The organism is Tissierella sp. P1, assembly GCF_002266425.1.
Classification (GTDB): Bacteria; Bacillota; Clostridia; order Tissierellales; family Tissierellaceae; genus Tissierella; species Tissierella carlieri.
Genome location: NZ_NPMN01000002.1, coordinates 56,208 through 81,919, shown reverse-complemented (window position 1 = coordinate 81,919; position 25,712 = coordinate 56,208). Strand labels below are relative to the sequence as shown.

At 30.5% G+C, this 25,712-nt stretch carries 25 protein-coding genes and 2 other annotated features; of the genes, 7 read left to right on the top strand and 18 right to left on the bottom strand.

Annotation, left to right across the window (positions count from 1 at the left end; translation table 11 throughout):
* Positions 1 to 230 precede the first annotated feature (230 nt).
* The 7 genes from CIW83_RS01975 to CIW83_RS01955 form a co-directional block, all read right to left on the bottom strand.
* The gene (locus CIW83_RS01975) at positions 231 to 1,037 is read right to left on the bottom strand and encodes a sugar nucleotide-binding protein (protein WP_094898990.1); all 807 of its coding nucleotides are present in this window, start codon (positions 1,035 to 1,037) and stop codon (positions 231 to 233) included.
* A 442-nt stretch (positions 1,038 to 1,479) separates the two neighbouring features.
* Positions 1,480 to 2,928: a putative manganese-dependent inorganic diphosphatase gene (locus CIW83_RS01970; protein ID WP_369819348.1), complete on the bottom strand. Its 1,449-nt coding sequence runs from the start codon at positions 2,926 to 2,928 to the stop codon at positions 1,480 to 1,482.
* A gap of 17 nt (positions 2,929 to 2,945) precedes the next feature.
* Complete coding sequence (locus CIW83_RS24745) at positions 2,946 to 3,134, bottom strand: hypothetical protein (RefSeq protein ID WP_369819347.1); 189 nt, start codon at positions 3,132 to 3,134, stop codon at positions 2,946 to 2,948.
* A 95-nt stretch (positions 3,135 to 3,229) separates the two neighbouring features.
* Entirely contained in the window at positions 3,230 to 3,385 is a 156-nt protein-coding gene (locus CIW83_RS23520) for a hypothetical protein (RefSeq protein ID WP_235601198.1), read from the bottom strand.
* 130 nt (positions 3,386 to 3,515) lie between these two features.
* Entirely contained in the window at positions 3,516 to 3,692 is a 177-nt protein-coding gene (locus CIW83_RS21895) for an Arc family DNA-binding protein (protein WP_143598499.1), read from the bottom strand.
* Between the two features lie 27 nt (positions 3,693 to 3,719).
* Entirely contained in the window at positions 3,720 to 4,742 is a 1,023-nt protein-coding gene (locus CIW83_RS01960) for an SPFH domain-containing protein (RefSeq protein ID WP_094898988.1), read from the bottom strand.
* 389 nt (positions 4,743 to 5,131) lie between these two features.
* Entirely contained in the window at positions 5,132 to 6,916 is a 1,785-nt protein-coding gene (locus CIW83_RS01955) for a flavocytochrome c (protein ID WP_235601197.1), read from the bottom strand.
* Positions 6,917 to 7,097: 181 nt separating this feature from the next.
* Here CIW83_RS01955 and CIW83_RS01950 point away from each other — a divergent pair, with 181 nt between their 5' ends.
* Positions 7,098 to 8,822 carry a sensor histidine kinase gene (locus CIW83_RS01950; RefSeq protein ID WP_094898987.1) on the top strand — a complete coding sequence of 575 codons (1,725 nt, stop codon included), beginning with the start codon at positions 7,098 to 7,100 and terminating at the stop codon, positions 8,820 to 8,822.
* The gene (locus CIW83_RS01945; protein WP_094898986.1) at positions 8,810 to 9,574 is read left to right on the top strand and encodes a response regulator; all 765 of its coding nucleotides are present in this window, start codon (positions 8,810 to 8,812) and stop codon (positions 9,572 to 9,574) included. The genes CIW83_RS01950 and CIW83_RS01945 overlap by 13 nt, the downstream gene beginning before the upstream one ends.
* 86 nt (positions 9,575 to 9,660) lie before the next feature.
* On the opposite strand, the gene CIW83_RS01940 is transcribed toward CIW83_RS01945, so the two are convergent.
* Entirely contained in the window at positions 9,661 to 10,200 is a 540-nt protein-coding gene (locus CIW83_RS01940) for a DUF5698 domain-containing protein (protein ID WP_094898985.1), read from the bottom strand.
* Positions 10,201 to 10,629: 429 nt separating this feature from the next.
* Positions 10,630 to 10,866, top strand: a binding site (T-box leader).
* A gap of 126 nt (positions 10,867 to 10,992) precedes the next feature.
* Between CIW83_RS01940 and CIW83_RS01935 the strand changes: the two genes are divergently transcribed.
* The 4 genes from CIW83_RS01935 (at position 10,993) to CIW83_RS01920 (ending at position 15,115) form a co-directional block, all read left to right on the top strand.
* Entirely contained in the window at positions 10,993 to 11,985 is a 993-nt protein-coding gene (locus tag CIW83_RS01935) for an ABC transporter substrate-binding protein (protein ID WP_094898984.1), read from the top strand.
* A gap of 150 nt (positions 11,986 to 12,135) precedes the next feature.
* Positions 12,136 to 12,375, top strand: a binding site (T-box leader).
* A 103-nt stretch (positions 12,376 to 12,478) separates the two neighbouring features.
* A complete protein-coding gene (locus CIW83_RS01930) occupies positions 12,479 to 13,468 on the top strand; it encodes an ABC transporter substrate-binding protein (RefSeq protein WP_094898983.1) in 990 nt (329 codons plus the stop codon).
* Positions 13,469 to 13,485: 17 nt separating this feature from the next.
* A complete protein-coding gene (locus CIW83_RS01925; protein WP_094898982.1) occupies positions 13,486 to 14,385 on the top strand; it encodes an ABC transporter permease in 900 nt (299 codons plus the stop codon).
* Positions 14,351 to 15,115, top strand: coding sequence for an ABC transporter ATP-binding protein (locus CIW83_RS01920; protein ID WP_094898981.1), 765 nt, complete (start codon positions 14,351 to 14,353; stop codon positions 15,113 to 15,115). Before CIW83_RS01925 ends, CIW83_RS01920 begins: the two co-directional genes overlap by 35 nt.
* Positions 15,116 to 15,170: 55 nt before the next feature.
* Here the strand turns inward: CIW83_RS01920 and CIW83_RS01915 are convergent, their stop codons facing one another.
* The 8 genes from CIW83_RS01915 to CIW83_RS01880 all read right to left on the bottom strand — a co-directional run bounded on the left by CIW83_RS01915 (position 15,171) and on the right by CIW83_RS01880 (position 23,265).
* Positions 15,171 to 15,770 carry a DJ-1/PfpI family protein gene (locus tag CIW83_RS01915; protein ID WP_094898980.1) on the bottom strand — a complete coding sequence of 200 codons (600 nt, stop codon included), beginning with the start codon at positions 15,768 to 15,770 and terminating at the stop codon, positions 15,171 to 15,173.
* Positions 15,771 to 16,217: 447 nt separating this feature from the next.
* Complete coding sequence (locus CIW83_RS01910) at positions 16,218 to 17,120, bottom strand: peptidylprolyl isomerase (protein WP_094898979.1); 903 nt, start codon at positions 17,118 to 17,120, stop codon at positions 16,218 to 16,220.
* A gap of 168 nt (positions 17,121 to 17,288) precedes the next feature.
* Positions 17,289 to 18,158, bottom strand: coding sequence for a DUF4846 domain-containing protein (locus CIW83_RS01905; RefSeq protein ID WP_094898978.1), 870 nt, complete (start codon positions 18,156 to 18,158; stop codon positions 17,289 to 17,291).
* Between the two features lie 14 nt (positions 18,159 to 18,172).
* The gene (locus tag CIW83_RS01900) at positions 18,173 to 19,198 is read right to left on the bottom strand and encodes a hypothetical protein (RefSeq protein WP_094898977.1); all 1,026 of its coding nucleotides are present in this window, start codon (positions 19,196 to 19,198) and stop codon (positions 18,173 to 18,175) included.
* Between the two features lie 20 nt (positions 19,199 to 19,218).
* A complete protein-coding gene (locus tag CIW83_RS01895) occupies positions 19,219 to 20,076 on the bottom strand; it encodes an aminoglycoside 6-adenylyltransferase (RefSeq protein ID WP_094898976.1) in 858 nt (285 codons plus the stop codon).
* Positions 20,077 to 20,191: 115 nt separating this feature from the next.
* The gene (locus tag CIW83_RS01890; RefSeq protein ID WP_094898975.1) at positions 20,192 to 21,178 is read right to left on the bottom strand and encodes a phosphotransferase enzyme family protein; all 987 of its coding nucleotides are present in this window, start codon (positions 21,176 to 21,178) and stop codon (positions 20,192 to 20,194) included.
* Positions 21,179 to 21,373: 195 nt separating this feature from the next.
* Positions 21,374 to 22,360 carry a phosphotransferase gene (locus tag CIW83_RS01885; protein WP_094898974.1) on the bottom strand — a complete coding sequence of 329 codons (987 nt, stop codon included), beginning with the start codon at positions 22,358 to 22,360 and terminating at the stop codon, positions 21,374 to 21,376.
* A 107-nt stretch (positions 22,361 to 22,467) separates the two neighbouring features.
* Positions 22,468 to 23,265: an AAA family ATPase gene (locus tag CIW83_RS01880; protein ID WP_094898973.1), complete on the bottom strand. Its 798-nt coding sequence runs from the start codon at positions 23,263 to 23,265 to the stop codon at positions 22,468 to 22,470.
* 691 nt (positions 23,266 to 23,956) lie between these two features.
* On the opposite strand from CIW83_RS01880, the gene CIW83_RS01875 reads away from it, so the two are divergent.
* On the top strand, positions 23,957 to 24,571 hold the full coding sequence (locus CIW83_RS01875) for a hypothetical protein (protein ID WP_094898972.1): 615 nt from the start codon (positions 23,957 to 23,959) through the stop codon (positions 24,569 to 24,571).
* 249 nt (positions 24,572 to 24,820) lie between these two features.
* On the opposite strand, the gene CIW83_RS01870 is transcribed toward CIW83_RS01875, so the two are convergent.
* Positions 24,821 to 25,249 (bottom strand): N-acetyltransferase, encoded by a 429-nt coding sequence (locus CIW83_RS01870; RefSeq protein WP_235601196.1) that lies wholly within the window; start codon positions 25,247 to 25,249, stop codon positions 24,821 to 24,823.
* Between the two features lie 175 nt (positions 25,250 to 25,424).
* On the bottom strand, positions 25,425 to 25,661 hold the full coding sequence (locus CIW83_RS01865) for a DUF2164 domain-containing protein (protein WP_094898971.1): 237 nt from the start codon (positions 25,659 to 25,661) through the stop codon (positions 25,425 to 25,427).
* Positions 25,662 to 25,712 lie beyond the last annotated feature (51 nt).

Genomic DNA, 25,712 nt, shown 5'->3' with positions numbered 1-25,712 from the left:
ATCTTTATACATATCCACGTCTATATTTGTACACCCTACATAATATTTCTACTTTATCTTTCAATAAATTAAAGATAACCCCCTTGGTGGAGCTTTGCTCCCAGTGAAGGGATGTGGTGTACAACACCCTAAGATTGCACCCAAATACCCTTGCGCAAATACATTGTTATGGGAAGTGATAACGCTTTTCACCCTACACTCCTCTATATTAAATAATTGATGTAAACTTCCTACTCTGTTATATGATTAATAACATACTCATTTGAAAAAATAAAATCTTTAGCCAACTCTTTAATAGTTGGCAAAACAGCTAAATAGTATTTTTCTCCTGGAAGTGTTTCTTCATTAAATTTTGTATCTTTATATCCTAATTTGACAATAACCTTTTTTATAAATTCATAATGATTAATAACCTCACTGCTACCAAGATGAAATATTCCTTCTAAATCATTTTCAATTATATAATATATCTGTTTTGCTAACATTTCATCTGTATTATTATTAAGATATAGATTTGTGTAAACATCAACTTTTTCATTATTCTTTAATGATGTTACAAGACTATTTAGTCTAGGTGAGTCTTTGCCCCATATCATTGGAAGTCTAAAAATTATGCCATTGCCGTTTAAATCTTTTCTTAATATTTTTTCGCACTCTATTTTAAATTTACCATAATCACTTTTAGCAATTGGTTCATGAGTTTTGGGATGTGGTATAGTTGTATCGCCATCAAAAACATTTGCAGTAGAGCAGAAATAAAGTTTTCCGTTGATAGGTATTAAGTATCTTATAAGTTCATTGAGAAGTTCTATTTGAGTCTTAAAATTCCCCGTTAAACAGTACACTATTCTTGAAGGCTTAACACTATTAAGAATATTAATTATCTTATTAACTTCGCTCATATCATAATAAATCGAATTTATCGAAACTATTTTATTATTGTTATACGTACCATAAACATCATATTTCTTATCTAGTTCTTTTGATAAAGCCTTCCCTACTAATCCACTTGCTCCAAGTATTAAAATTCTTTCCATTTTGTACCCCTTTCTTCTTGAATTCGCATTTTACTATTTCACAGCATCTAGTTTTCTATCAAATAGACCCCCAAAGAACTGCCTGATATCATCATTTTCACTAACTATTGCATTAATCAGGTCTATAATATTTTATCTTCTTTCCTTAATTACATGAATCTATATTCTGTAGTCTTTGAACTTGCTGCATCTAATATCAATTCCAATGTCTAGTCGACCTATGGCAAATTTATTTCTTAATACCATTCCCCTTTACCATTTCCTACCATAATACTATTCTACATTGTTTTCCAAATTCCTTCTTTTTTCAAAATATTCTTTTATCCTTCACTGCTAACGAATTCACCTCAATAAATATTGTCTTCAAGTAATAATGAATTCTACGCAAAAAGGCTATAATAATTAACTAATTATTATAGCCCTTCATTGTCTTTATATAATTTTACAATTCTTTAATATTTGTTAAAGTATTGGTTATTGGCGGAACCACTTGCTTTTTCCTTGAAAGGACCCCTGGTGCATAGAATGAGTTATTTACAAGACTCTTTCCAAATGCCTTTGCCACTAATTCTTTATTATGTCCTACTACTACCATTTCTGAAGCCTCTTTAAATATATCTGTTAGCATTAATATAAATATAGAGTACCCTCGTTCTTCTGCTCTTTCTTCCATTAATGATATTAAGTCAGATTTCATATCCTTTAAGCTATCTGGGTCCATAGTATATACTTGGGCAATTCCTATCTTATCTTCATCTATGGTAAAGGTTTTAAAATCTTGGCTAAGTAATTCTTGTGGTGTTTTTCCAACTAAGGAAGTTCCAGCCTTAAACATTTCCATTGCGAATTTTTCTACATCTAAGTCTGCAATTCTTGCTAGTCTTTCCAATATCATTCTATCTACATTAGTTGATGTAGGAGATCTAAATAATAAAGTATCGGAAATTATAGCTGCTGCCAATACTCCTGCCATTTTTTTTGAAGGCCTTCTGCCATTTTCAAATAATATTGAAGCTATTATTGTAGATGTACTACCTACAGGTTCATTTCTAAAATATATTGGATTTCCCGTAAATACATCTGCAACTCTATGGTGATCTATAATTTCTAATATTTCACATTCCTCTAAACCGTCTACTGATTGACTACGCTCATTATGATCAACTAGAATTACCTTTTTCTTCATACTTGATATTAAATGGTACCTAGATATTAAACCTACTACTTTATTGTTATTATCATCATCTATTACTGGATAAGATCTATATCTAGTTTGAGACATCTGCTCTTTTACATTATCTACTAAGTCATCAAGTGTAAATGTCACTAGATTGTCTGTAGACATTACATGGCTAATGGGTACAGATTGAGTTATTAGTCTAGAGGTTGTAAAAGTATCGTGAGGTGTGGATATTATGGTTATACCCTTTTCTTTTCCTAGATTAATAATTTCTTCATCTACTTTAACATCTCCTGTTACAATCATTAAAGAAATATTACTATTAATTGCAAGTTCTTGAGCATCTTTTCTATCACCACATATGACTATGTCATTTTCTTCTATGTATTTTCCTACAGATTTAGGTTCCATTGCCAAAACTAAAAGTTTTCCTGTAAGTGACTTAGTTCTATCTGCTATTGTAATGATTTTAGCAGACAGAGTATCTATAATATTATCTATAGAAGTATCTGATTTTCCTAAAATACCATTATCCCATACATCTATATAAGCCCCTATTATATCTGATATTGTTACAATACCTGCTAATTGCTCATTTCCATCTATCACAGGAAGACTATTCAAATTGTTTTTCTTCATCAATTCTAATGCCATACGTAGTGATATATCTGGACTAATGGAAGCTATTTTGTCAAAGTCTAAATCCTCCACACTTAATCTTACTGTTTCTAAAAGATAGGTGCATCAACTCCAAAATATTCTAGAATGAATTTTGTTTCTCTATTTATCTTTCCAAGCCTTACAGGAATAGCATTAACATCCCCATTGCCATTTTTATACTCTGCATAGGCTAAAGCTGCACATATGGAATCTGAATCAGGATTTTTATGTCCCGTAATATAAATCGTTTCCTTCATATTATCCCTCCCCTATGGTTCATCATTAGTTCACTGTAAAGATATTATATCATTAAAATGGTAATATTAAAGTACAAAAAGCTGATGTAAAAACATCAACTTTTCTGTACCTCTAATTCATTATAATCAAAAATAATTTGCTCTCCATCGTTTACAACTATGCAAGGTAATCCTATTTTTCCAGATTCCTTAATCTCTTTAAATTCTTCATAGTTATCCCTATACTTCAAAAATCTTTTTAAATTCAACATTCCTTCTGAAATATCTAAATATAAGAACTTAATATTATGACTTGAAAGATACTCTTTCGCTGGTTCACAATCCGGTCAATATTTGCTTCCAAATACAATTATTTTATCCATATAATTCTCTCCTAACCCACTACTCATCTGTTTTATTTTTTCCTTTTCTCCTCTGCTTCACAGAATCTGTTAAAAGGTATTCTATTTGCCCATTGATTGAGCGAAAATCATCTTCTGCCCAAGCAGCCAGTTCCTGCCAAAGGGATGAGGATAGTCTCAAAAGTATCTGTTTTTTTCCATTATCTTTATTCTCCATCTACAACATCCCTCCCTTCAATTTATTTTAATATAAGGAGCCACTATTTACAATAGGCTGTGCATCCTTATTTCCACATAATACAACAAGCAGGTTACTAACCATAGCAGCTTTACGCTCCTCATCTAAATGAACAATATCATTTTCGTTTAATTTAGCAAGAGCCATCTCTACCATACCTACTGCTCCCTCAACTATCATCTGCCTTGCATCTATTATTGCTGAAGCTTGCTGTCTTTGAAGCATTACAGATGCTATTTCTGGAGCATAAGCTAAATGGGTGATTCTTGCTTCTAAGATTTCCAAACCTGCTACTTCTACATTGGCTTGAATCTCAGTCTTTAGTTTATCCGCTACTTCTTGGCTGCTACCCCTTAAGGACTTTTCATTATCTTCATTGGATACATCATAGGGATATACCCTAACAATATTTCTAAGGGCAGCATCAGTCTGTATGGATAAAAATTCTGTATAGTTATCAACATTAAAAACAGCCTTTGCAGTATTAACAACTCTCCAAATTACAACAATTCCTATGACTATAGGATTTCCTAGCTGGTCATTGATCTTTTGTTTCTCATTATTTAGCGTCATAGTCTTAAGAGAAATTTTTTTATTGGTTCTAGCAGGTAATGTGACTTCTGCACTACCTAATTTAGTTTGTTCAACACCTAATTTTCCTGTAGTTGTTCCCTTAGAACTAGGATTAATAGCACTAACAAATGGATTAACAAAGAAGAATCCTTCACCTCTAAGTGTACCATAATACTTACCAAAGAGAGTAAGAACTATTGCTTCATTAGGTTTCAACACTTTCAATCCAGAAAACATGATAGGACCTATTATAAAAGAATAGGAAATTCCTGCAATTATTAGCAATATTCCTTTATCGTATCCATAATCAACCAAATTAATTCCATAGACAAGTGCAGCAATACCAGCAATTATAAATATAATGTTTAAAAGGAGGATACCCATACCATTCATTGATCTAGGTATGATTTCTTCACTATGCAGTTTGCTTTCATTTTTGTTAATTGTATTTGACATTTTAAAACCCCCTTAATATATTTTTGATATCATTTTGATATTAATTATATATTATGCCAGTGTTACTAAAATGTCAATATCTTTTTATTAATTCGAGGCAAAAAACTACTGCCCTATTATAGTAATCTTTTTAACTAAGTTATATAATATTAATCCTGCGTATTATACACTTTGAACATAAAGAGTATTATTATTCTTTATAAGTTTACTATGACTTCATATTCAATTATTTTTCTATCCTCAAAAATTACAATCTTATCAAAAAATCTTGTACTTAAAATTCTATGAAAAATATATGTCGGCTTTATATTTTTATGGAGATTACTTCCCAAAATCAAAAAGACTCTTCAAAAACTTGAAGAGCCTTTATTGTGCTTTATATTTGAACCCTATTTAGCTGCGTTTTGTCCGGCAATTCTACCGAATACCGTAATGTCCGCAAGTGCATTACTACCTAATCTATTGGCACCTTGGATTCCTCCTGTGACCTCACCTGCTGCATATAATCCTTCTATTACATTTCCTTCTGTATCTAATACTTGAGCATTCGTATTTATTTTTATACCACCCATTGTATGATGAACAGCTGGAGTAGCTTTTAAGATATAGAATGGACCAACTTCTACAGTTGAAGGTAAACTTCTTTTATTGAATTCTGGGTCTTTTCCATCTGCTATATATCCATTATATTTATCAACAGTTTTTTGTAATTCTACTGCATCAATTCCGAAGAAATCAGCAGCTTCTTTTATAGTATCAGCTTTTACTAATAAATCATTTTTATATAAGTAATCAAGTTCTGGTCCATGATTTTCTTGCAATTTACTTGCTTCAAATCCTTTTTGATCAAGTAATTCATAACACACATGACCTGTTTGAGCCTTGATAGCCATAGACATTACATCACGTCTGCCTAATTCTTCTACAAAACGCTTGCCTTCTTTATTTACAATAATTGTATGTCCATATAATCTTGCATCATCATAGTAAAGTAATGTTCCAGTTAGTGGGTCACATATTGGGTATGTTTGAATATATTCCATACCTACTAGAGATGCTCCTATTTTTTCAGCCATTACAATACCATCACCTGTACTACCTGTTGAGTTAGTTGATAGAATTGTTTCGTCTATATCAGGATTATACTTAACTCTCATCTCTACATTAGAGCCAAATCCTCCTGATGCAATGATTACTGCTTTGTTAGTATTAAAAGTATAATTTTTATTTTCCCCTTCTGCTTCTACTCCTATAACTTTTCCATTCTCATCTGTAATTAAAGCTGTTGCTTTAGTATTTAAAAGAACAGGAATATTCATTTCTTCGGCTTTTGCAAGTTGCTTAGATATGATTTCTCTTCCACTAGCTCCTGCTGGAACTAAACTTCTCTTAACTGAATGTCCACCGAAAAACATCAATTCATCTTCCCATACTATTCCAACTTCATCTCTTAGCCACTCAGCACCTGCAAGAGCATTCTCAGCTAAAACTCTAACTAGTTCCTCATTAGCCTTATTGTCTCCACCTTTTAAAGTATCTTCTATATGAAGATCTATACTATCTTCAATACCTTCCTCTTTCTGTAACCAATTGTTTGGTGCAGCATATTCAGCACCTGATATCAATGTATTTCCACCAGCCATAGGCATTTTTTCTAAAACAATTACATCTGCTCCCGCAGCCTTGGCCTCTATAGCTGCTGAAAGACCTGCTCCACCAGCTCCAATTACTACGATGTCATGAGTTTCCGTAACTTCTTCCTTTACTCCACTTGAAGATGTAACATCAATTTTTTTCAACATTTCTGGAGTTGCTCCTGCTGCAGTTAATGCTTCAGTTACCGCCTCTATAAATCCGTTAGAAGTAAAGGTACATCCTGAAACTCCATCTACTTCAAGGCTATTTTTTGATATAATACTTTCTGTTAAAGTTTCCATTGCAGTATCGAATCCTGGTGTTTCATTGTGGCTCACTACCTTTATAGCAGTAATAGTATCATCTGCAATTGTTACTTCAACTTTTATTTCCCCACCTTTACCAGTGCCAACCCCTTCATACACACCATCTTTTATAGATGTTGTAGATTCATTAGAGTCTACTTTTTCCATCTTATTACACCCTACTAAACCTACTACTATAGTTATTACTAGAAAAAATACTAAAAACTTTTTCAAATTTTGTCCCTCCTATTTTGTTAATTTGTTGATTATATTGTTATTAGTTTAACACAATCATTTATTTTAGTATTTACACTTATATGTCTATTTTTGTACTTTTAAATCTAATATTTAAAAGTACAAGAAAATCCTATATAATAATTATTGAACTTAAAAATCAAAATTCAGGTGAAAAACTATGTCTTTACGTCTAAAAATTATCACAGTTTTTGTTTTATGTATAATACTTACCTTCTCTCCTTTATTGTTCATATTGGAAACAAAGGTAAAATCTTTAAATATGGAGCAATTGGAGTATCAAACTTTACAACTCATTGATTCAAAATCAAATGAGATTGGTTCCTGGTTAAATCAACGAATAAGCGAAATAAGAATTATTCATGAATATGCTTCAACTAAGGAGTTTAATTTAGTTTCTTTAAAACCTTATTTAACACGTTTAAACAAAGTTCTAAGTAAGCAATATGGAAATTTAAATGAGACTTTTGCAATAGGAACTATTGATGGCTATGGATGGATAAATGATAATATAACCATTCATGTCTATAATCGAGATTATTTTAATAAACTAATGTCGTCAGATATGGAGTATGTTATATCTAAGCCAATCATTTCTAAATCTGATAATACTCCTATTTTTATTATTTGCTATCCAATTGTAAATGATGAAAATGAAAAAATAGGATTTATTAATGGTGCTGTTAATTTGGAGAAAATCTCTGAAATATCAAATGGCATTGATGTTTATAATGGATTTTCTTGGATTATGAACAAAGATATGGATATATACTCTATTTCAAAAGATAATTTGACAAATAATTATATTTCCATAGAAGGACTAGATAAAATAATTAAAAAATCTAAGGAAGAAAATTTAGGAACTATTAGCTTGAAAAATATCTCCAACAAAGATTCCACTTTGTTTTTTTCTTCTATCCCTTATACAGAAGACTGGATCTTATGTACTCTAATTGAAAATAGCTATATTCATGCCCAAACTAATAATATTATCAACTTAGTTGTTGCTTTAGGAATAATTTTATTATTGTTTGCCATTTTACTTGCAATTATCATCTCTGGAACTATTGTAAAACCAATACATAAGTTAAAGAATCATATGGTAGAAGTGTCTAATGGGAATCTAGATTCCTATTATGAAACTAGAAATAATGATGAAATATCTATATTAGGTAAAGTGTTCAATCAAATGCTTAGGGATATTAAGAAACTAATAAATCAAGTATATCGGGTACAATCTCAAAAGAGAAATGCTGAATTGAGAGTATTGCAATCACAGATAAATCCTCATTTTTTATATAACACATTAGATACAATTCAATGGAAGGCTTTAGAGTATAATGCCTTTGATCTTGCAGATATGATTAACTCATTGTCCATATTTTTTAGAATATCACTAAGTGATGGAAAAGAATTTATTACAATTGCTGATGAAATAGAACATGTACATAACTATCTGAAAATCCAAGAAACACGTTATAAAGATAAGATTAGTTATACTATTGATTTAGATGAACTAATTTCACAATATCTAGTCCCTAAGATGATAATACAGCCTTTAATTGAAAACTCTATTTACCATGGATTAAAGTTGAAAAGGAAAAAAGGTATTATCAATATAAATATACTATCTCAAGATGACTATATACTTATTGAAGTTATAGATAATGGCTTAGGTATGAATTATGAAAAACTTACTACAATTAGAGAAAATCTCTACCAATCTATTGAATCAGAGCATTATGGATTGTATAATATCAACGAACGTTTGAAACTTACATTTAAAGATAAATATAGTATTAATATTGATAGTAAATTTGAAGAAGGAACTAAAGTCTCATTAAAGATACCAAAGATAAGTGAGGGATTCCAATGTTTAGAGTAGTAATTGCTGATGATGAGGAAATAATACGTAATGGTTTAAAAAAATTAATAGAATCCTACGATTTAAATTTATCTGTTGTAGGAGCAGCACAAGACGGTGAAGAAGCTCTGCATTTAATCAATATGTATCAACCAGAAATTATTTTAATGGATATTAATATGCCTTTTATAAATGGTCTTGAAGTAATAGAAAAAATTAAGGAACTGGATCCTAATTCTAAAATAATAATTATATCAGGATATGATCAATTTGAATATGCACAGAAAGCTTTAGAACTTGGAGTATTTAGTTATTTGCTTAAACCTATACAGTATAGAGATTTTAAAAATATTATTATTAAAGCCATGGACTCCTACTGCGAAAGAATGTGGGAGTTAAATAAATTAAAAGAAACGGAAATAGATAATACAAACTATAAATGTATTGGAAGTCAAGCAATTAATTACATAAAAGAAAACTTTACTCAAAATGATCTAACCTTAAATCTTATAGCTGAAAATTTACATATAAGTCAATCATATCTTACCAGAATAATCAAACAGAAAACAGGAGTTAGTTTCACTAATTATCTTAATAACCTAAGAATCAATATGGCAATAAAACTTCTATTAGATAAAGATAAGGATTATACTGTAAATGATATTGCAAACATGGTAGGATATAGCAGCCAACATTATTTTAGCAGAGCTTTTAAAAATTATATGGGACTTTCACCCAATCAATATAGAAATAAAAATTCCCTTAATCATTAAATTTGTGGAATTAATTCAGCTGTAATTATTCTTTTAAATGCAGCTGAGTTGTTTCCTAATTCCATCATATACATTTAATAAAGTATTTAAGCCTCTTTAAATCTTGTGGTTGTAATTTTGCCGTCTACTTTACTTATAGTTTTAACTTTTAAGGTTGGATTTACCACATTAAATTCTGCTATAATATCTTCAAATATTTTAAATTCTTTTCTTTTGATAACGACTTCCATTTGATATCTCTTTTCCTCATTATTCCCTCCAACAAGAAAAGTATTGACTGTATATCCTGTTTCTCTAAGTTTATTTGCTATTTCCATAATCTTATTTTTGTTATTCAAAAATAAATCTACTTCTAAAATACCAAGGGCTAGCCTATCTTCAATTTTACCACCTATAAAAACTCCAGCTGTTCTTCCTAAAGCATATGATATTGTAAATTGAATCCCATCAGAACTAGTTACCTTACTAACAATAGTTGCAAAGATCATGGCATCCGCAAAAACCAGCAAATAAACTGGATTCATAATTTTTTTTGACATCAATATTGTTTTTAGTGTTGCTAAAACATTTGTAAAAGCAGTTACCAAAAACAAGCCCACAAGTGCAAACATAACATTTGTTGTCATTTAAACACCTCCTTTTTAAATTTTATATCACAAAAAACTAATATACAAATCGTATATTAGTTAGTAATTAATTATTCGTATTCATTTAAATAATCCATAGGGAAAATTCAAGATTAAATAAATATAATCCCTTTCGGGGCATATAGGTATAAAGTAAATGGTTATATCTAAATCACCATCATAACTTTAAAATAAGGATAAGATTATTATAAAAATTATTTTAAATACTTTAACTACATTCTAACAATTAATCTAACTTCATCATTATACTACATCTCCTGATTATTTGCAAATCTAGGCCTATTTTTTACATTTTATCATTTCAAATCAAATACATCTTATGTAAAATCACTATATTATTTACAGAAAAATTTTAATAAAAAAACTATTGACATTATTAGATTAAAGTATTATGATATTTTTAATATTAAAAATGCTTTGATGGAGAGAAAGATATCCTAACTTAATTACAGAGAGTTGGAAAAGGTGAGAGCCAACATTAAGAAGATATGTAATATTCACTCCTAAGCTGATTCGTTAAACGAAACTTTCAAGTAGACGAATCCGAAGGCCCATCGTTATAGGGGATAGGACTGTTAGGTCTGATTGAGTGATGACTTTGTCATAATTAGGGTGGTACCGCGGATATAATCTTTCGTCCCTATAAGTATAGCTAAAAGCTATATTTATAGGGATTGAAAGATTTTTTTATTGCCCAATTATTCCATGGCATTCAATCTATGCTAATTATCCTATAAAATCTATTGATTACATTTCAAGGAGGATAATAAAATGAAAAAATCTAAAGTTAGTAAATTAATGTCTTTAGTATTAGTAAGTGTGATGGTTCTATCAGGTTGTAATGCAAATGTAAGTAAACCAAGTAATGTTTCTGGTGAAGGAGTATATAAAATTGGAATTAGTCAGTTAGCAGATCATCCAGCACTTGACGATGCTAGGAAAGGATTTGAAGATGGATTAAAAGAACTTGGTATCAATGCAGAAATAGACTATCAAAATGCACAGGGAGATATTCCAACTACTGTTAGTATATCTCAAAAGTTTGTAAAAGATAAAGTAGATTTAATATATGCTATAGCTACACCAGCAGCTCAATCTGCCAAACAAGCTACTTCAGATATTCCTATATTATTTAGTGCAGTAACAGACCCTGTAAAATCAGAAATAGTAGCAGATTGGAAAAATGTTGGCGGTAATGTAACTGGAACATCAGATATGGCACCTACAGCTTCTCAATTGAAGATGTTTAAAGAAATCGATCCTAATATAAAGACCATAGGTATACTATATAATACATCTGAAGCAAATTCTGAAATTCAAATAGAAGAAGTAAAAAAATTAGCACCAGCTGAAGGTCTAGAAATAGTTACAGTTGGAGTAAGCAATGTAAATGAACTTCCTCAAGCTATAGATTCATTATTGAATAAAGTCGATGCTGTTTATGGTCTAAGTGATAATCTAATAGCCTCTTCTGTTGAATTGGTATCAAAGAAACTTATAGATAAAAAAATCATATCTATTTGTGCAGAGGAAACACAGGTAAAAGGCGGATTATTAGTAACAAATGGGCTTAGTTATTATGAACTAGGTAAGCAAACAGCTAAAATGGCTAAAGAAATACTTGTAGATAAAAAAGATGTTTCTACTATACCAGTCGGTGTAGCAGAAAAAACTGTAACAACTGTAAATATAAGCACCTTAGAAGAATTAGAATTAAATTCAAATCTTCCACTATTTAAAGATGCTGTAAAAGTAGGAGAATAATCTTCCTTAACAAAAACTAAATATTTTTGGCTATACTTAAACCACTAGGCTCTATCAGACTTTATATCAAACCATCAGAAATTTTTAAAACATTTTTTCAAAAAAGTATTGACATTACTAAAATAAAGTATTATTATCTTATCTAATATTAAAAATGCTCTGATGGAGAGAAAGATATCATTGATTATTCAAAGAGAGTTGGGAAGGGTGAAAACCAACAATAACAAGATATGTAATATACACTCCTGAGCTGATTCGCTAAAAGAAACTTCCAGTAGGTGAATCCGAATGCCCATCGTTATAGGGGATAAGACTGTTAGGTCTGATTGAGTGATGACTTTGTCATAATTAGGGTGGTACCGCGCGGATATATAATCTTTCGTCCCTATAAGTATAGCTAAAAGCTATGTTTATAGAGATTGAAAGATTTTTTATTGCCCAATTATCCAATTGCATTCAATCTGGCAAGATTATTTTAAGGGAGGATAATAAAATGAAAAAATCTAAAGTTAGTAAATTAGTATCTTTAGTATTAGTAAGTGTGATGTTTCTATCAGGTTGTAATGCAAATGTAAGTAAACCAAGTAATGTTTCTGGTGAAGGAGTATATAAAATTGGGATTAGTCAGTTAGCAGATCATCCAGCACTTGATGATGCTAGGAAAGGATTTGAAGATGGATTAAAAGAACTTGGTATCAATGCAGAAATAGACTATCAAAATGCACAGGGAGATATTCCAACTACTGTTAGTATATCTCAAAAGTTTGTAAAAGATAAAGTAGATTTAATATATGCTATAGCTACACCAGCAGCTCAGTCTGCCAAACAAGCTACTTCAGAGATTCCTATATTATTTAGTGCAGTAACAGACCCTATAAAAGCAGAGCTGGTGGCTTCAATGGAAAAACCTGATGGCAATGTAACTGGAACATCAGATGCCAGTCCAATGGATAGACAGCTGCAACTATTTAAAGATTTAGATAGCAATATCAAAAAAATTGGAATTGTCTTTAATACTAGCGAGCCAAATTCACAAATTCAAATTGAAATGGCGAAAGAATTAGCACCTTCTATGGGACTTGAAATAGTAGAGGTTGGAATATCTAGTATATCCGATATCTCTCAAGCTGTAGATTCTATAGTTAAAAAAGTAGATGGAATATATACAATAACAGACAATATGGTTGCATCTGCAATTAATATAGTTTCTGAGAAAGCCACATCTAACAAATTAATTACTGTAGCTGCTGAAGATTCTCATGTAAGTGGTGGTATTCTTGTTACCGATGGAATTAGCTACTATGAACTAGGTAAACAAACTGCAAAAATGGCTAAAGAGATTTTAGTTGATGGAAAAACACCTTCTGATATTCCATCCCAGACTGCAGCTAATACTAAGAAAGTATTCAACAAAGAAACATTAAATTCCTTAGGGCTTGATGAAAATAATAATGTATTCAAGGACGCAATAAAAAATGATTAAACAATGAGGTGATATATATGAATTCCCTAATAATTACTTCTCTAGAACAAGGGCTAATATTTGCAATTTTAGCTATGGGAGTATTCTTAACTTATAAAATATTAGATATAGCAGATCTTTCCGTAGAAGGGACTTTTCCTTTTGGAGCCTTTGTATTTGCTAAATTTATATCTATGGGTGCTAATCCAATCATTAGTACTTTAATGGCATTTTTCTTTGGAACCTTAGCAGGACTCTTTACTGCAACTCTCTTTACAAAACTAAGAATAAAGCCATTATTATCAGGAATATTGACCATGACTATACTATATTCTGTAAATTTAAAAATAAATGGAAAATCCAATTTTCCGCTGTTTAAATATGGTTCAGTTTTTGATTTAGGTTCATCCTTAATAGTATTAGCTGTAACTGTATTGTTAATAAAAATCATACTAGATCAGTTTCTAAAAACTGAAACGGGATATTTACTAATAGCAACTGGTGATAATGAATCTTTAGTGAAATCTCTAGGAGAAAATAGTAATAAATATAAGGTAATAGGGCTAATGTTAGCTAATGGATTGGTAGCTTTAAGTGGTGCTTTAATGGCTCAAATCCAAGGTTTTGCAGATATAACCATGGGTAATTCCATTATAGTAGTAGCTCTTGCTTCAATCATAATAGGAGATACTATTAAAAAGAATTCTAATAGAATAAAAAATACAACAAGGGCTATATTAGGGGCAATTATCTATAAACTTATCGGCGGAATTGCTATAGACCTAGGTTTAAACCCTAATGACCTTAGAGCTATAAACGCAATAATTGTAATAGTTTTTCTATCCTACAATAACTTTGCAGCTGATTTTTTAGGATTCATGAAAAAACAAGGAGGGAGAAAAAATGTTAAAAATAGTAAACCTATCAAAGAGTTTTAACAAGAATACAGATAATGAAATAAATATCTTTAGAAATTTTAATTTAGAAATTGAGGAAAATAAATGTACAGCAATTATTGGTTCTAATGGCTGTGGAAAATCTACTCTCCTTAATATCATTGGTGGAAGTATATTAGCAGATAAAGGACAAATTTTACTGAATGAGAAAGACATAGCAGGCTTAAGAGAAGAACAACGAGCAACTTATATAGGGAGAGTATATCAAAATCCATCTATGGGAGTCTCCCCTTCCCTTACTATACTGGAAAATATGTCCCTAGCAGATAAAAAGGGAGAAAAATTTACTTTGAGAAAGCTTATAAAAAAAAATAATATAGGTAAATATATGGAACTATTAAAGGATTTGGATTTGGGTCTTGAAAACAAGTTAAATACAAAGGTAAAATTTTTATCTGGTGGTCAAAGACAATCTTTATCTTTAGTAATGGCAGCTATGAAACATCCAGATTTACTTTTACTTGACGAACATACAGCTGCTTTAGACCCTAAAACATCAAATGTAATAATGCAGAAAACTAAAGAATTAATAAACAAATATTCCATGACAACTATGATGATTTCTCACAACATGAAAGATGCCATAGAGTATTCAGATAGAATAATAATGTTAGATAAAGGTGATATAGTATTTGATAAGCCAAGTATAAATGTGACGGAAAAAGAATTGATTGATATATATAGGGAAAAACTCATACAGAATGTGGCATAGATGAATAAGACCACTCCTACACATTAATTAGTAGGAGTGGCCTATAATTACAGCATTATTCTTTGTTAAAATCTCCATACCATCCTGGTTCAAAATCCAATTCTAACATCTTTCCAAACTCAATTGCCCATTCTATAAAGAATGCGCCTACAGAGGTAATTATATTCCCATCTTTTATAAAATGTCCAATCTCTTCAAAGGATTCTCTATACTCTGCTATATCCACCATCCCCTCTAACTCTTCTATGGTGGTATGACCATGTTTTAATAATTCTTCCTTTAACATCCCGGCCAAATAACGCTTATTCTTCAATAAACCTGCCCTTGCAAGTAAAAAGGGTGTGCTGGAGATACTGGCAATTTTAATTCTAGGTAGATCAAATTGCTTCAAAAACGAATATATTCTCTCTTCATTGATAATGGGCTCAAGATCCATGCATCCTGTTAATACCAAAGAATCAAACTCTTCTATATTTAAATCCTCAACTAATGCATCGCAAACTACATTTAGCCCTTCTTCACTCTTTACTGGTTCCTTAGTTAAACTAAATGTTGTATAGGGTTTACCAGCTTGAAAAAACATTGATAACATTACACTAAACTCATAGTTACTAAAATCATCATATAATAATACTGCTGTTTTCTTTTTACTCATAAACTATCCACCTCGTTTAATAAATATTCTGACTTAAAAGCCACTTATCTTTCTTGCATAAATTGATCATATCACTCACCTCCAACAAAAAATGCTGAGAGAAAATCCCTCAGCATAATTAAAGCCTAAAAAGAGTACAAAAAAAGATGATAAAATCATCCTCAAATGTCAATAAATATTTGAAAGAGAGTTCTCGCTAAATTACGCACCAAAACAAAGCATTCTTAAGAATGTATTTTTGTGCATATTAAAATTTCTTATTTAGCAAGAATTTTGCTCATTGATACACCCCTCTAATATAATTGAATAAATTGTATCATAGATTAATTTTGAATTCAAGTGATAAGCTATATAAATAATTAGAAAACCTTTCTTAAAGGAAAGACTTTCTAATTATTGTTCATCATATGCTATTAATTTTTCTATGCATACTGCATTAATATATCATTATTCTTCTATAAGATAATTCTCTATTTTATATTCGTCATATTTCTCTTGATACCAGCTTTGATATACCTCAGGTAGCTTCGCTTCTACGAGAATATCCTTTATTTCATCCTTGTGTTCTTCTAGTGTTGCTTCTTTTGCTTCCTTCTTTTCCTCTACCTTTATTAAATGATAGCCGTAATCAGTTTTAACTGGATTACTGATTTCACCTATCCCTAGTCCAAAGGCTTCTTCTTCAAATTCCTTTACCATTTTACCTTTACCAAAAAAGCCTAAATCTCCTCCAGACTCTTTGGTCATTTCATCTGTAGAATGTTCCTTTGCTAATTGAGCAAAGTCTTCTCCTGCTGAAATTTTTTCTTTAATTTCTTTCGCTTGATCTTCTGTTTTAACAAGTATATGACGTGCTCGTACTTCCTCTTTTTGATCAAATGAAGTTTTATTTTGTTCAAAATAACTTGAAATGTCTTCTTCTCCTATTGTAATATTAGGCCCAAGAAGTCTCTTAATTTGAATATTCATAGTTACATCCTTCTTTATATCGTCTAAAGTGTAACCATAATATGCCATAGCTTCAGTAAATGCTTGGTCACTCTCATAGTATTGTTTAATCTTATTGAGTTCAGTTTCAATATCTTCCTCACTAACTTCAATTTTCTGTTTTTCAAGCTCTGCATTAACAATCTTCTCGCCAATCAATGAATCCAAAGCCTGAGTACCATATTGTTCAACCATTAAATCATATAATTCATTCTTAGTTATAGCTTCACCATCTACTTTCGCTACTATCTCCTCATCTACTAGCTTTTCATTTTTACAGCCTACCATACTTATGACTAACACCATAATAGCTGTTATCATTATGTACTTGTAAACTTTTCTGTTCCTCAACTTCCCTAACATATTTTAACCCCTCCATGTTTAATTAATAAAAAAATGCCTCTTAATATATCTCTTCAAATCATTGATATATTGAAAAATTGCTTTTCATCCATCATATCATAAAAATATGGGATTGTTGTGATAAAATTATGAAAAGATGTAAAAAATCTTTATTTAATTTCCTATTTCTCAATTTAAAAATCTTCTCAATTGATCCAACTCAAATGTCCACTCAGGAGTAATCAGTTTCTCTTTGTCATTTAGTGAATACCAAGGACTTATACTTTTATCCATAGGATTAATAAGTATTTGAGTTTGCTGCGCCGGCATATAGGATTGAGCAAGAATAAATATTTTATCATCTTCATCACTTATAGCCATATCCACAACTATAACAGCATGACCTGGGCTCCCTCCAATAATAAACACATCCCCTATTTTTATTTTCTCTATATTAATAGGCTCTAATTCTTTTTCTAAGGATAAAGTTCCTGCATAAGCCATTACCATATCCATATATTTTCTAAAGTCTTCATAGGTATTGGATGGTTCTGTTGCTTTATAATAACTTACATGGTTGCCTTCAATCTTAATCCTATACCCTTCCATCCACTTTTTATATTCTGCTTTAAATCCTGATACGAAGTTAAAGCTAATATCCTCATATTTACCTATTGAGTAAAGGTATTCACCTCTTAAAAGCATTATAGCATCTGCACACTGATGAAGGTCCCTATCTCCTATTTCTACATCTAAAACACTATCATAAACATCTTTCTTATTTTTCTCTCTGCCATCATAGTATAAAACCTTTTCACCATAAGGTTTCAATCTCCGGTTCCTTAAAAATTCTCCAAAACTGTTTTCTTCTGTTTCTATTCTCTTATATCCTTCTAAAGTTAGATATCTTTCTTCTATGGTTTCGCCTGCCACATTAATATAGTTTTCTTCTTTTTTAGGCAAGTTGTCTGTAACTGGTGATAATTTGGTATCATCTTCTATAGGTTTACAACTAATAGGTAACACTAAGATTAACAATATAATAAATATCTTTTTCATATCTAAACTTGCTCCTATCCTATACTTTCTATAGTTTCCTCTGGTATTTCAAGAAATCGAGAAAACAGTTCAATCTCCAATTCACCGCTAAAGTCCTTATCTATAGGTTGAAGTACACATTCCCGTAGCTTATACCCATTGATTCCAATTTCATCCTCTTTGGATCCCCATATAATTCCTATGGCAGAGTCACTATATATTGGCTCCGCTTCTAGATACTCTTTCATATGAAAATTAAGTTGGGTATTATCTGCTGCTTCATATTTTATAACAGCTAAATTTTTATCCCTTGGATAAATTCTTTCTAGTCCTTCTATAAAAATCTCAAGGTTTTTTCCTCGCATTTCTACATCTTCAATTTTGTCAACCTTCTTTTTGATATCCTCATATACATCAAAAGAATAGATTTCATTTATAAAAAAGTAATTCTCCTTGCCAAGTTCTTCATCATAATACACGATTTTTGTTCCCATTTCTTGTTTGCCGAACTGTATTTTAAATGGATGTTGTATTGATATTTCTCTTGAGTCTCGATCAACATATAATTTAATGTCTAATTCCTTAGTATTATCTATATTAGGAGCAATTTCCTCATCCATTTGTTTATATTGAGCGATTACAAGATTTTCTAATTTTACATCGTCCCACTCATTTGAAATCAAACCACTTTCAACAAAATGCTGTAATCGCATTATTCCTTCTGAATCCATATTATAGATTGAACTGCTACTTGATGAACTAAAATTAACAATATGTCCTTGTATTTCCATTTGTCTTATATGTAAATCTTTATGTTTACTACTAGCATTAATACCTCTTAATAGTTTTTCTCGATTTGTCCTAAACTCTACTATATATTCATCGTCAAATCTATCTCCATATAACTCTTGATTTGCATACATCATCCATAAACTATTTTCATCTTTTTCTATAGTGAAACTCAAAATCAAAACATCTATCCCTCTAATATTCACACGTTGATTAATAATATATTCTTTTATGGGAAGTAACATCTGTTGTTTCAAATACCTTAATATCATTTTATATTCTCCTTTCATTTTTATCTAAATTCTTTAGCATCCCTTGGCAGTTCCTTAATCTTTGTAATGTATTCCGTTACATTAATATCATCTTTAATAGGATAGGAATATCCTAGAGATTCAGCTAATGGTTCACCTATTATCCTAATAAATTTACCTGCTCTAAACAGTGATTGCCACATTTCTTCATAATCTATAGTTGGATATATTGAAATAAAATCATTATAAATCTCATCAGATAAGTATCCTTTGAACCATTTTCCGCATTTTCCTACATTTACATTCCATTTATGGCTTTCTCCAATATACCACGACAATAATTTTCTTATACAGTCCATTAAAATAACATCAAACATATATTTAGCAAGAGGCAATTCATCCCTCCATATTCCTTTAGCAACATAGGTTTGAATCCACCATGCTTCATTTAATAATTCATCGAATTCTTTTTTTGAAGGCTTTAGTACATAGTGACCACTATCATTGGGGATAGGTAATTTAAGTTCAATATCATCTTTATTTAATAATATTTTGCTAAGAGTATCTTCTCTAACCGATTCTTCAATTCTTCTAATATCTTGAAAACTAAGGTCTATTCTTATTCCATCTTTAAATTGCATCAAAAAGATATATACCCCATCCTCAAAATCATTCTGCTGCATAATAACAAGCTCTCCAAATGCACTAATCCAACTTTGATCTATTTTATAACTTAAATCTTCAATATCTGTTATAAAGAATACTATATCATAATCTTGCATTATATCCTTAGGCGCATTAGGGTTAACTCTCGAACCATTTAACATAACAGCTCTAACCCTATCTTCACTGTTAGCAAAATCTAGTATCTGTTTCATTACTTCATTTTCTTTTCTCATGTACTTCTCTCCTTTTACAATCTTAAATTCATAACAAATAGAGAATGTATATTTTTCCAGCTACTAATGTATCTTAATTTTAGAGGCTGACAAAATGTCAGCCTCTAAAACTCTACTACTCTATTGGTTTCCCAAAAAATATAGAATCTTGTTTCATAATACTCTTTAATCTAGCTCTTAAGTCCAGCATCCATTTAGGCTCATTATCCCAAACTTCCTTAGATGATACTAGGATTCTAGTATATCCATATAAATTTGCAAATCTTTTTAGCATAGGCATATACAGCAGCATTTCGTCGGAAACATTAAACTCTTGTCTATATCCTATTATAAAGTTTTCCCTCAGCATTGAATGATTCTCACAAGATGTTTCATTCATTATATTATCTAGTGCTCTCTCTATATCCATAGCATACCAGTGATACATAGCATCATCAAAGTCAATTACATTTAATCTATCTGCTGATTGGTCATAAAACACATTATCCAACTCAAAGTCATAGTGTATTAAGCCAAAATTTTGGTCATCTCTAGGTAATTTTGATAAACAATCCCTTACTATCTTAACCTCCTGTTTTGCTAAAACTTCATTAGGAAAATCTTCTAATTCCCTTTCAAGCCACTCAAGGACATCTTCATATGACCAACGCAATCTTTTATCGGGCTTATATTCTGAAGACAATCTATGCAATTTACCTAAATATTCACCATGTTTTCTGCATATTTCTTGTGTGTATTCTATTTCTCCTAATTGAATCCCCGCAACTCTGTCAAAAACAACTCCAAAATACTTTCCCCAGGGGGTCTTCACTTCTACTAATTCTTTATTATCCTTTGAAGGCACAGTGCATAGAACAGGATATTCTCTTGATTTTAAATAACTAATGAATTCTAATTCTCCCATTATATTATTCTTGTCTTTTTCATCTACAGGAGAAAATCTCAGTAATCGAGTTTTACCATTATATTGAAATGGATAAATCGCATTTGATGAAATTCTATAGTAGTCAAAGAGTTTAAGTGAAAATAAATCGTATTCCCAATTCTCTAAGATCATTTCTGCCAAATCTCTATTATCAAAAAGATATTTTAGTTTTAACATGTTATTCTACCTCTTTCAAATAAATTTAAATTGATTTTATCTAGCCTTGAAACAGTAAAATAACATCAGCCAACTTAACCGAAAAAGTATTATTTACTGTTTCATTTTAAATATAAATCACTTTATTTCGTATTACTCGACGTTTCATGTCGATCACTCCCTCCAAAATTAGCGTTTTATTAGTTTTGATGTATATTAAATATTTTCTAATAAATCTGATAAATTCTTTTGATTTTCAGCAAGCCAAATCATTTCTTTTGCGAATCTAGCAGGTGGTAAACTGTGTTGATCCATGTAAGCATTTGTCCACCATGTACTTTCCATATACCATAACAACTGTAATGCATTTGTTAAATACCCCTTACTTACGTTACATTCCTCACTGTAACCTTCAATAAATGCTGAAGCAAGGGATACATCAAAATTATCGTCTAGAGCACATGACATAACAGCACGAGCAACATCAAGTTGAGGATAATCATAATTTAATCGATCAAAGTCTAAAATCGCTGTTAATTCGTTATTATCAAATAAAAGATTATCAACCCAGAGGTCACGATGACCCCATCCTGATTGGAGATAATCAAATATTTCTATATTTAGATCTTCTGTTGCCTTACGTTGGACCTCTATATAAGTAAGTAGCTGAATTTTATCAGTTTCCTTTGCTTGTTCCCACATTGAATTCCAATGTTGTAAACGCTCCTTACGGCATGGAGGAATAAATTTGGGATTATCTTTAATACCTAGTGTTCCATCATTTAATAATCCATGCATTTTTCCTATTTCTTTACCTAAATCATACATTTGATGAACATTGGCTTTACCTGGTGAAATCACTTTCCCTTTACAAAACTCCATTGCCATAAATCGTTCACCATTATCGGATTCAAGTAAAATATCTTCATTATGTGATAACAAATTTGGACACCGGATACCCTTATTATACAATCTAACCTGCTGAGTGAATGCAAACAATAGATTCTCTCTTTTATACATTTTATATCTTTCTTCATTATATTGCTTAAGTAAAAACTGTCCTGAGTCCGTCGTAATTTTCCACTTTAAATTTAACCATCCTCTTTTTACTGGTGTAGACTCCAATACATTCAAATCAAATAAACGCTGAAATGTTTTTATTAAATCATCTAAGATCATTTCTTCTGATATTATTGTTTTCATTTGCCAACTCCTACATTTATGATAGATAATTTTATACTTCTCATAAAAATCTATATAACTTCTCTAATCTTGACCTCTAATTCCATAGCAATTTTCCTTTACTAATGTTATAAATGTCTTAAATACTGCCCTGGATTGTTTAAGAAATCTTTGGTTAAATTCACATGCTCCAAATCATTATAATTTACTTCTTTAATAGGATACTCATCAAAGGATATGATTGCAGCCTCTGGAATAGCCATTAATATTGGAGAATGAGTAGCTATAATAAACTGAGCATTTTTTTCTACCATTTCCTTTATCATAGATATAAATGCAAGCTGCTTCATGGGAGATAGAGGTGTCTCTGGTTCATCTAATATATATAATCCATTAGGCACAAATCTTGAATTAAATAATTCTAAAAAACTTTCTCCATGAGATTTAGTTTCTAATCCTTCTCCATATTTCTTCTTTAATTCATATAGAGAATTATTATAGGGCATTTTAGCTAAACTCTTAGATAACTCTGATCTATCGTCATATGTATTATCAATTTCCTTTAATTCTTCTTCTAACTCATTTCTTATCTCCGCTATTCTTTTAGTATATGATATAAAATCCTCTGCCCTTAAAAAAAATCCCTTTTTAGTTTTTATATTCCATATTAGTTTTAAACTTTTAGATAGCTCCCTAGCTGCCTTCAAAGATTTATCATAATCAATTGAATCATCTCCGATAGTTATAGATCTAACCCCTGCTGCAATCCCTTCTATTAAAGTAGATTTACCTGTACCATTTTCTCCTACAAAAATTGTTACAGGAGTTCTAAATTCTAATATATCAAAATCCTTAAATAGTGGAATATTAAAAGGATATTTATTTGTATTCTTAGGTTTTATATATTTTACAGATTTTAAATGCATAATAGTTCTACCTTTCAATTGATTTTGTTATTCTATTTTTAATAATAACTATCCCTATATATTATTTATTCTACATGTTTATCCAAAATCCTTCCTATAATAAAATATATTTACTAATACCAATAATTTTATTTTAACTAATAAGCAATCCCTCTTTAAAGAGTGATTGCTTATTAGCATACGATACTCTTATACCTTCTGGTTCAAGTATTATTAATTTCTACTTTTATCATTCAATTTTTTGCATTCTCCTATTATAATAGACTCTGCTGTTTTTTATTGATTAAATAGAGAAAAAATGCTTTATAAGTCCTTATATATGTTCATAACAAATTGCTTAAAGTGGCTTAAATAAAGTTTTTTCTCCATGTCGATTTGTTTCTTGTTATACTCCTCTTATGCTTGTTGGCAATGTATCCAATGTCAACACAGATGACGCTACCCTCTTGATTTTATGAAATATGTACCCATTACAAAGTTTACAGAATTGTGTGGAAGTATAGCAAGTAATGTAGTATAATCTTTCTGATAACACTGAAGGCTGATACTAAGCAAATTTATATTAAGCGAAGCTCAAAATAGGTTGAGCATCGATACTATCAAGGAACAAATTTCTGTTTTTAAACAAACTCACAGAGGAAGTTATGGGAATGTTTGTAAATATACTATTTTTACGAGAGGAGAGTTGTTTATGAAGGTTATTAAGAAGTTGGCAGGATTAATAGTGCTCTTGTTATTAATGTGCCTATTTTTTACAGGGTGTAAAGATAAAAAGGAATCGGAGATCCCTACGGATTTCAAGCATACAAAAAATACAGAAGAATTTGAAAGCAACAGTACAATAGCCGAAGGAAAAGAATTGATTAAGCAGGAGGATTTTTCGGCAGAAGGTGAGAAGGTGTTGTTCGGTTTTCAGGTTGCTGATTCTAAAAAAATAATGTCAATCTGCACAGCAGAAGATGAAAGCTACATTGTTTACCGATTTGGTACAAGGGATAACATAGAATTAGAATTTCCGGAAGACAGGGAGAATTCCTTTAGCTATTTTAACTATTCCTACTATTTAAGAGGCGGAGGACTTGAAAATGCAGGCTTGGATTTCGACCATTTTAATTTTAGCAATGGGGACTATCAGTATCAGGTGTATAGCGAATATGAAGCAGAAACTGGTATAAGAGCTGTAGGCATTAGAGTGACTGACGAAAAAACTGGTAAAGAAACTGACATAACAGGAGATAGTAACAGTGTTATCGGCAGTATGATTCCCTTCCGTGAAATGGAAAAAATAATAGTAAATTTTGAATAATCTTTTTGCTTAGCTGAGATTTATGGTGACAGGGGCATAGAGCATTGCAGCAGGCGAATAGCGAACTTGCGTCTGGATAAGGCTGTTTGTGGGAGTGGAGCTATTTTGCTGCTATAAAACAGCTCCGCAATAGGCCACTTTGGCTCACTGCAGTCACGAAATAGAGGGTAGAAATTCTTGCTATATTAGGGTTTTCGATTTGTTTTGTATCGAAACTCGTCTTTCTATCCCCTGCTTTTAACACTATTTTTATAATTTCCATATCATTGAATACTCGATTTCTTTAGTATCTTGATTTTCTTTCTCTTCTTCTATTTTAAATCCATGCTTCTTATAAAAATTTATAGCTTTCAAATTCTTAGCATAAACGTCCAATTTTAGGATCGGATAATATTCCTTGCATCTTTCAATCAATTGGCTTCCTATTCCTTCTGACTGATATTCTTCTGAAACAAACAATCCTGCAATATAAGATTTATCCATAATACCTATAAATCCCTTTACTTCATCCTCTTCCTCATAAATAAGAACATTAGATTCTGGCAAAATATTTTTTACAAAATTATAATTTTCCTTCCAATAATTTGGGGAAACAAAATCATGAGTTTTCATATTCTCTTCAAGCCAAATCTTCATAACCTTGTCTATTTTAGATATTTCTAATTCTTTTATTATCATTCTCACCTCTTATTCAAAAATATTTAATCTATTAATTATTTTTATTTTTATTGTCATAATAAAATGATAGATACTTTTTTAACAGTTTTCCTAGTATACTATTTTAAAACAGAATATTAACTCCTTTTTTAAATTATTATAATTCAACTCCTTTCATCGCTAAGGGTCATTTTAGTTATCTTCTTATAATTTGAAGTGCAAATAAATCATCTACTTTATCTTTCATATATACATAGGCATCTTCTATGCTTTGATTATATATATAAGGACCTAATTCTTCTATAAAAAAATCTAGTAATAACTCAGAAGCTAAATCTCCCAAATCTTCATCTCTTTCTTCTGAAAAGTAATTCATTATACGGTTTCTCATTTCTTCTTTATTTTCTTTACTGATTTTAATTCTAGTATTCAAGTTATCAACCCCTTTTTTAGCACAACTGGTATATCAAGCATTTTAAATTAC

Bases quoted from the DNA above. Each gene is read 5' to 3' on its own strand.
- CIW83_RS01870 (WP_235601196.1), bottom strand. From the start codon at position 25,249: ATGATAATAAAAGAATTAGAAATATCTAAAATAGACAAGGTTATGAAG.
- CIW83_RS01895 (WP_094898976.1), bottom strand. From the start codon at position 20,076: ATGAGAAAAGAAAATGAAGTAATGAAACAGATACTAGATTTTGCTAAC.
- CIW83_RS24745 (WP_369819347.1), bottom strand. From the start codon at position 3,134: ATGAAGGAAACGATTTATATTACGGGACATAAAAATCCTGATTCAGAT.
- CIW83_RS01875 (WP_094898972.1), top strand. From the start codon at position 23,957: ATGAAGGTTATTAAGAAGTTGGCAGGATTAATAGTGCTCTTGTTATTA.
- CIW83_RS01930 (WP_094898983.1), top strand. From the start codon at position 12,479: ATGAAAAAATCTAAAGTTAGTAAATTAGTATCTTTAGTATTAGTAAGT.
- CIW83_RS23520 (WP_235601198.1), bottom strand. From the start codon at position 3,385: ATGTTGAATTTAAAAAGATTTTTGAAGTATAGGGATAACTATGAAGAA.
- CIW83_RS01925 (WP_094898982.1), top strand. From the start codon at position 13,486: ATGAATTCCCTAATAATTACTTCTCTAGAACAAGGGCTAATATTTGCA.
- CIW83_RS01975 (WP_094898990.1), bottom strand. From the start codon at position 1,037: ATGGAAAGAATTTTAATACTTGGAGCAAGTGGATTAGTAGGGAAGGCT.
- CIW83_RS01945 (WP_094898986.1), top strand. From the start codon at position 8,810: ATGTTTAGAGTAGTAATTGCTGATGATGAGGAAATAATACGTAATGGT.
- CIW83_RS01935 (WP_094898984.1), top strand. From the start codon at position 10,993: ATGAAAAAATCTAAAGTTAGTAAATTAATGTCTTTAGTATTAGTAAGT.
- CIW83_RS21895 (WP_143598499.1), bottom strand. From the start codon at position 3,692: ATGGAGAATAAAGATAATGGAAAAAAACAGATACTTTTGAGACTATCC.
- CIW83_RS01880 (WP_094898973.1), bottom strand. From the start codon at position 23,265: ATGCATTTAAAATCTGTAAAATATATAAAACCTAAGAATACAAATAAA.
- CIW83_RS01940 (WP_094898985.1), bottom strand. From the start codon at position 10,200: ATGACAACAAATGTTATGTTTGCACTTGTGGGCTTGTTTTTGGTAACT.
- CIW83_RS01950 (WP_094898987.1), top strand. From the start codon at position 7,098: ATGTCTTTACGTCTAAAAATTATCACAGTTTTTGTTTTATGTATAATA.
- CIW83_RS01960 (WP_094898988.1), bottom strand. From the start codon at position 4,742: ATGTCAAATACAATTAACAAAAATGAAAGCAAACTGCATAGTGAAGAA.
- CIW83_RS01905 (WP_094898978.1), bottom strand. From the start codon at position 18,158: ATGAAAAAGATATTTATTATATTGTTAATCTTAGTGTTACCTATTAGT.
- CIW83_RS01920 (WP_094898981.1), top strand. From the start codon at position 14,351: ATGTTAAAAATAGTAAACCTATCAAAGAGTTTTAACAAGAATACAGAT.
- CIW83_RS01885 (WP_094898974.1), bottom strand. From the start codon at position 22,360: ATGAAAACAATAATATCAGAAGAAATGATCTTAGATGATTTAATAAAA.
- CIW83_RS01890 (WP_094898975.1), bottom strand. From the start codon at position 21,178: ATGTTAAAACTAAAATATCTTTTTGATAATAGAGATTTGGCAGAAATG.
- CIW83_RS01900 (WP_094898977.1), bottom strand. From the start codon at position 19,198: ATGATATTAAGGTATTTGAAACAACAGATGTTACTTCCCATAAAAGAA.
- CIW83_RS01910 (WP_094898979.1), bottom strand. From the start codon at position 17,120: ATGTTAGGGAAGTTGAGGAACAGAAAAGTTTACAAGTACATAATGATA.
- CIW83_RS01915 (WP_094898980.1), bottom strand. From the start codon at position 15,770: ATGAGTAAAAAGAAAACAGCAGTATTATTATATGATGATTTTAGTAAC.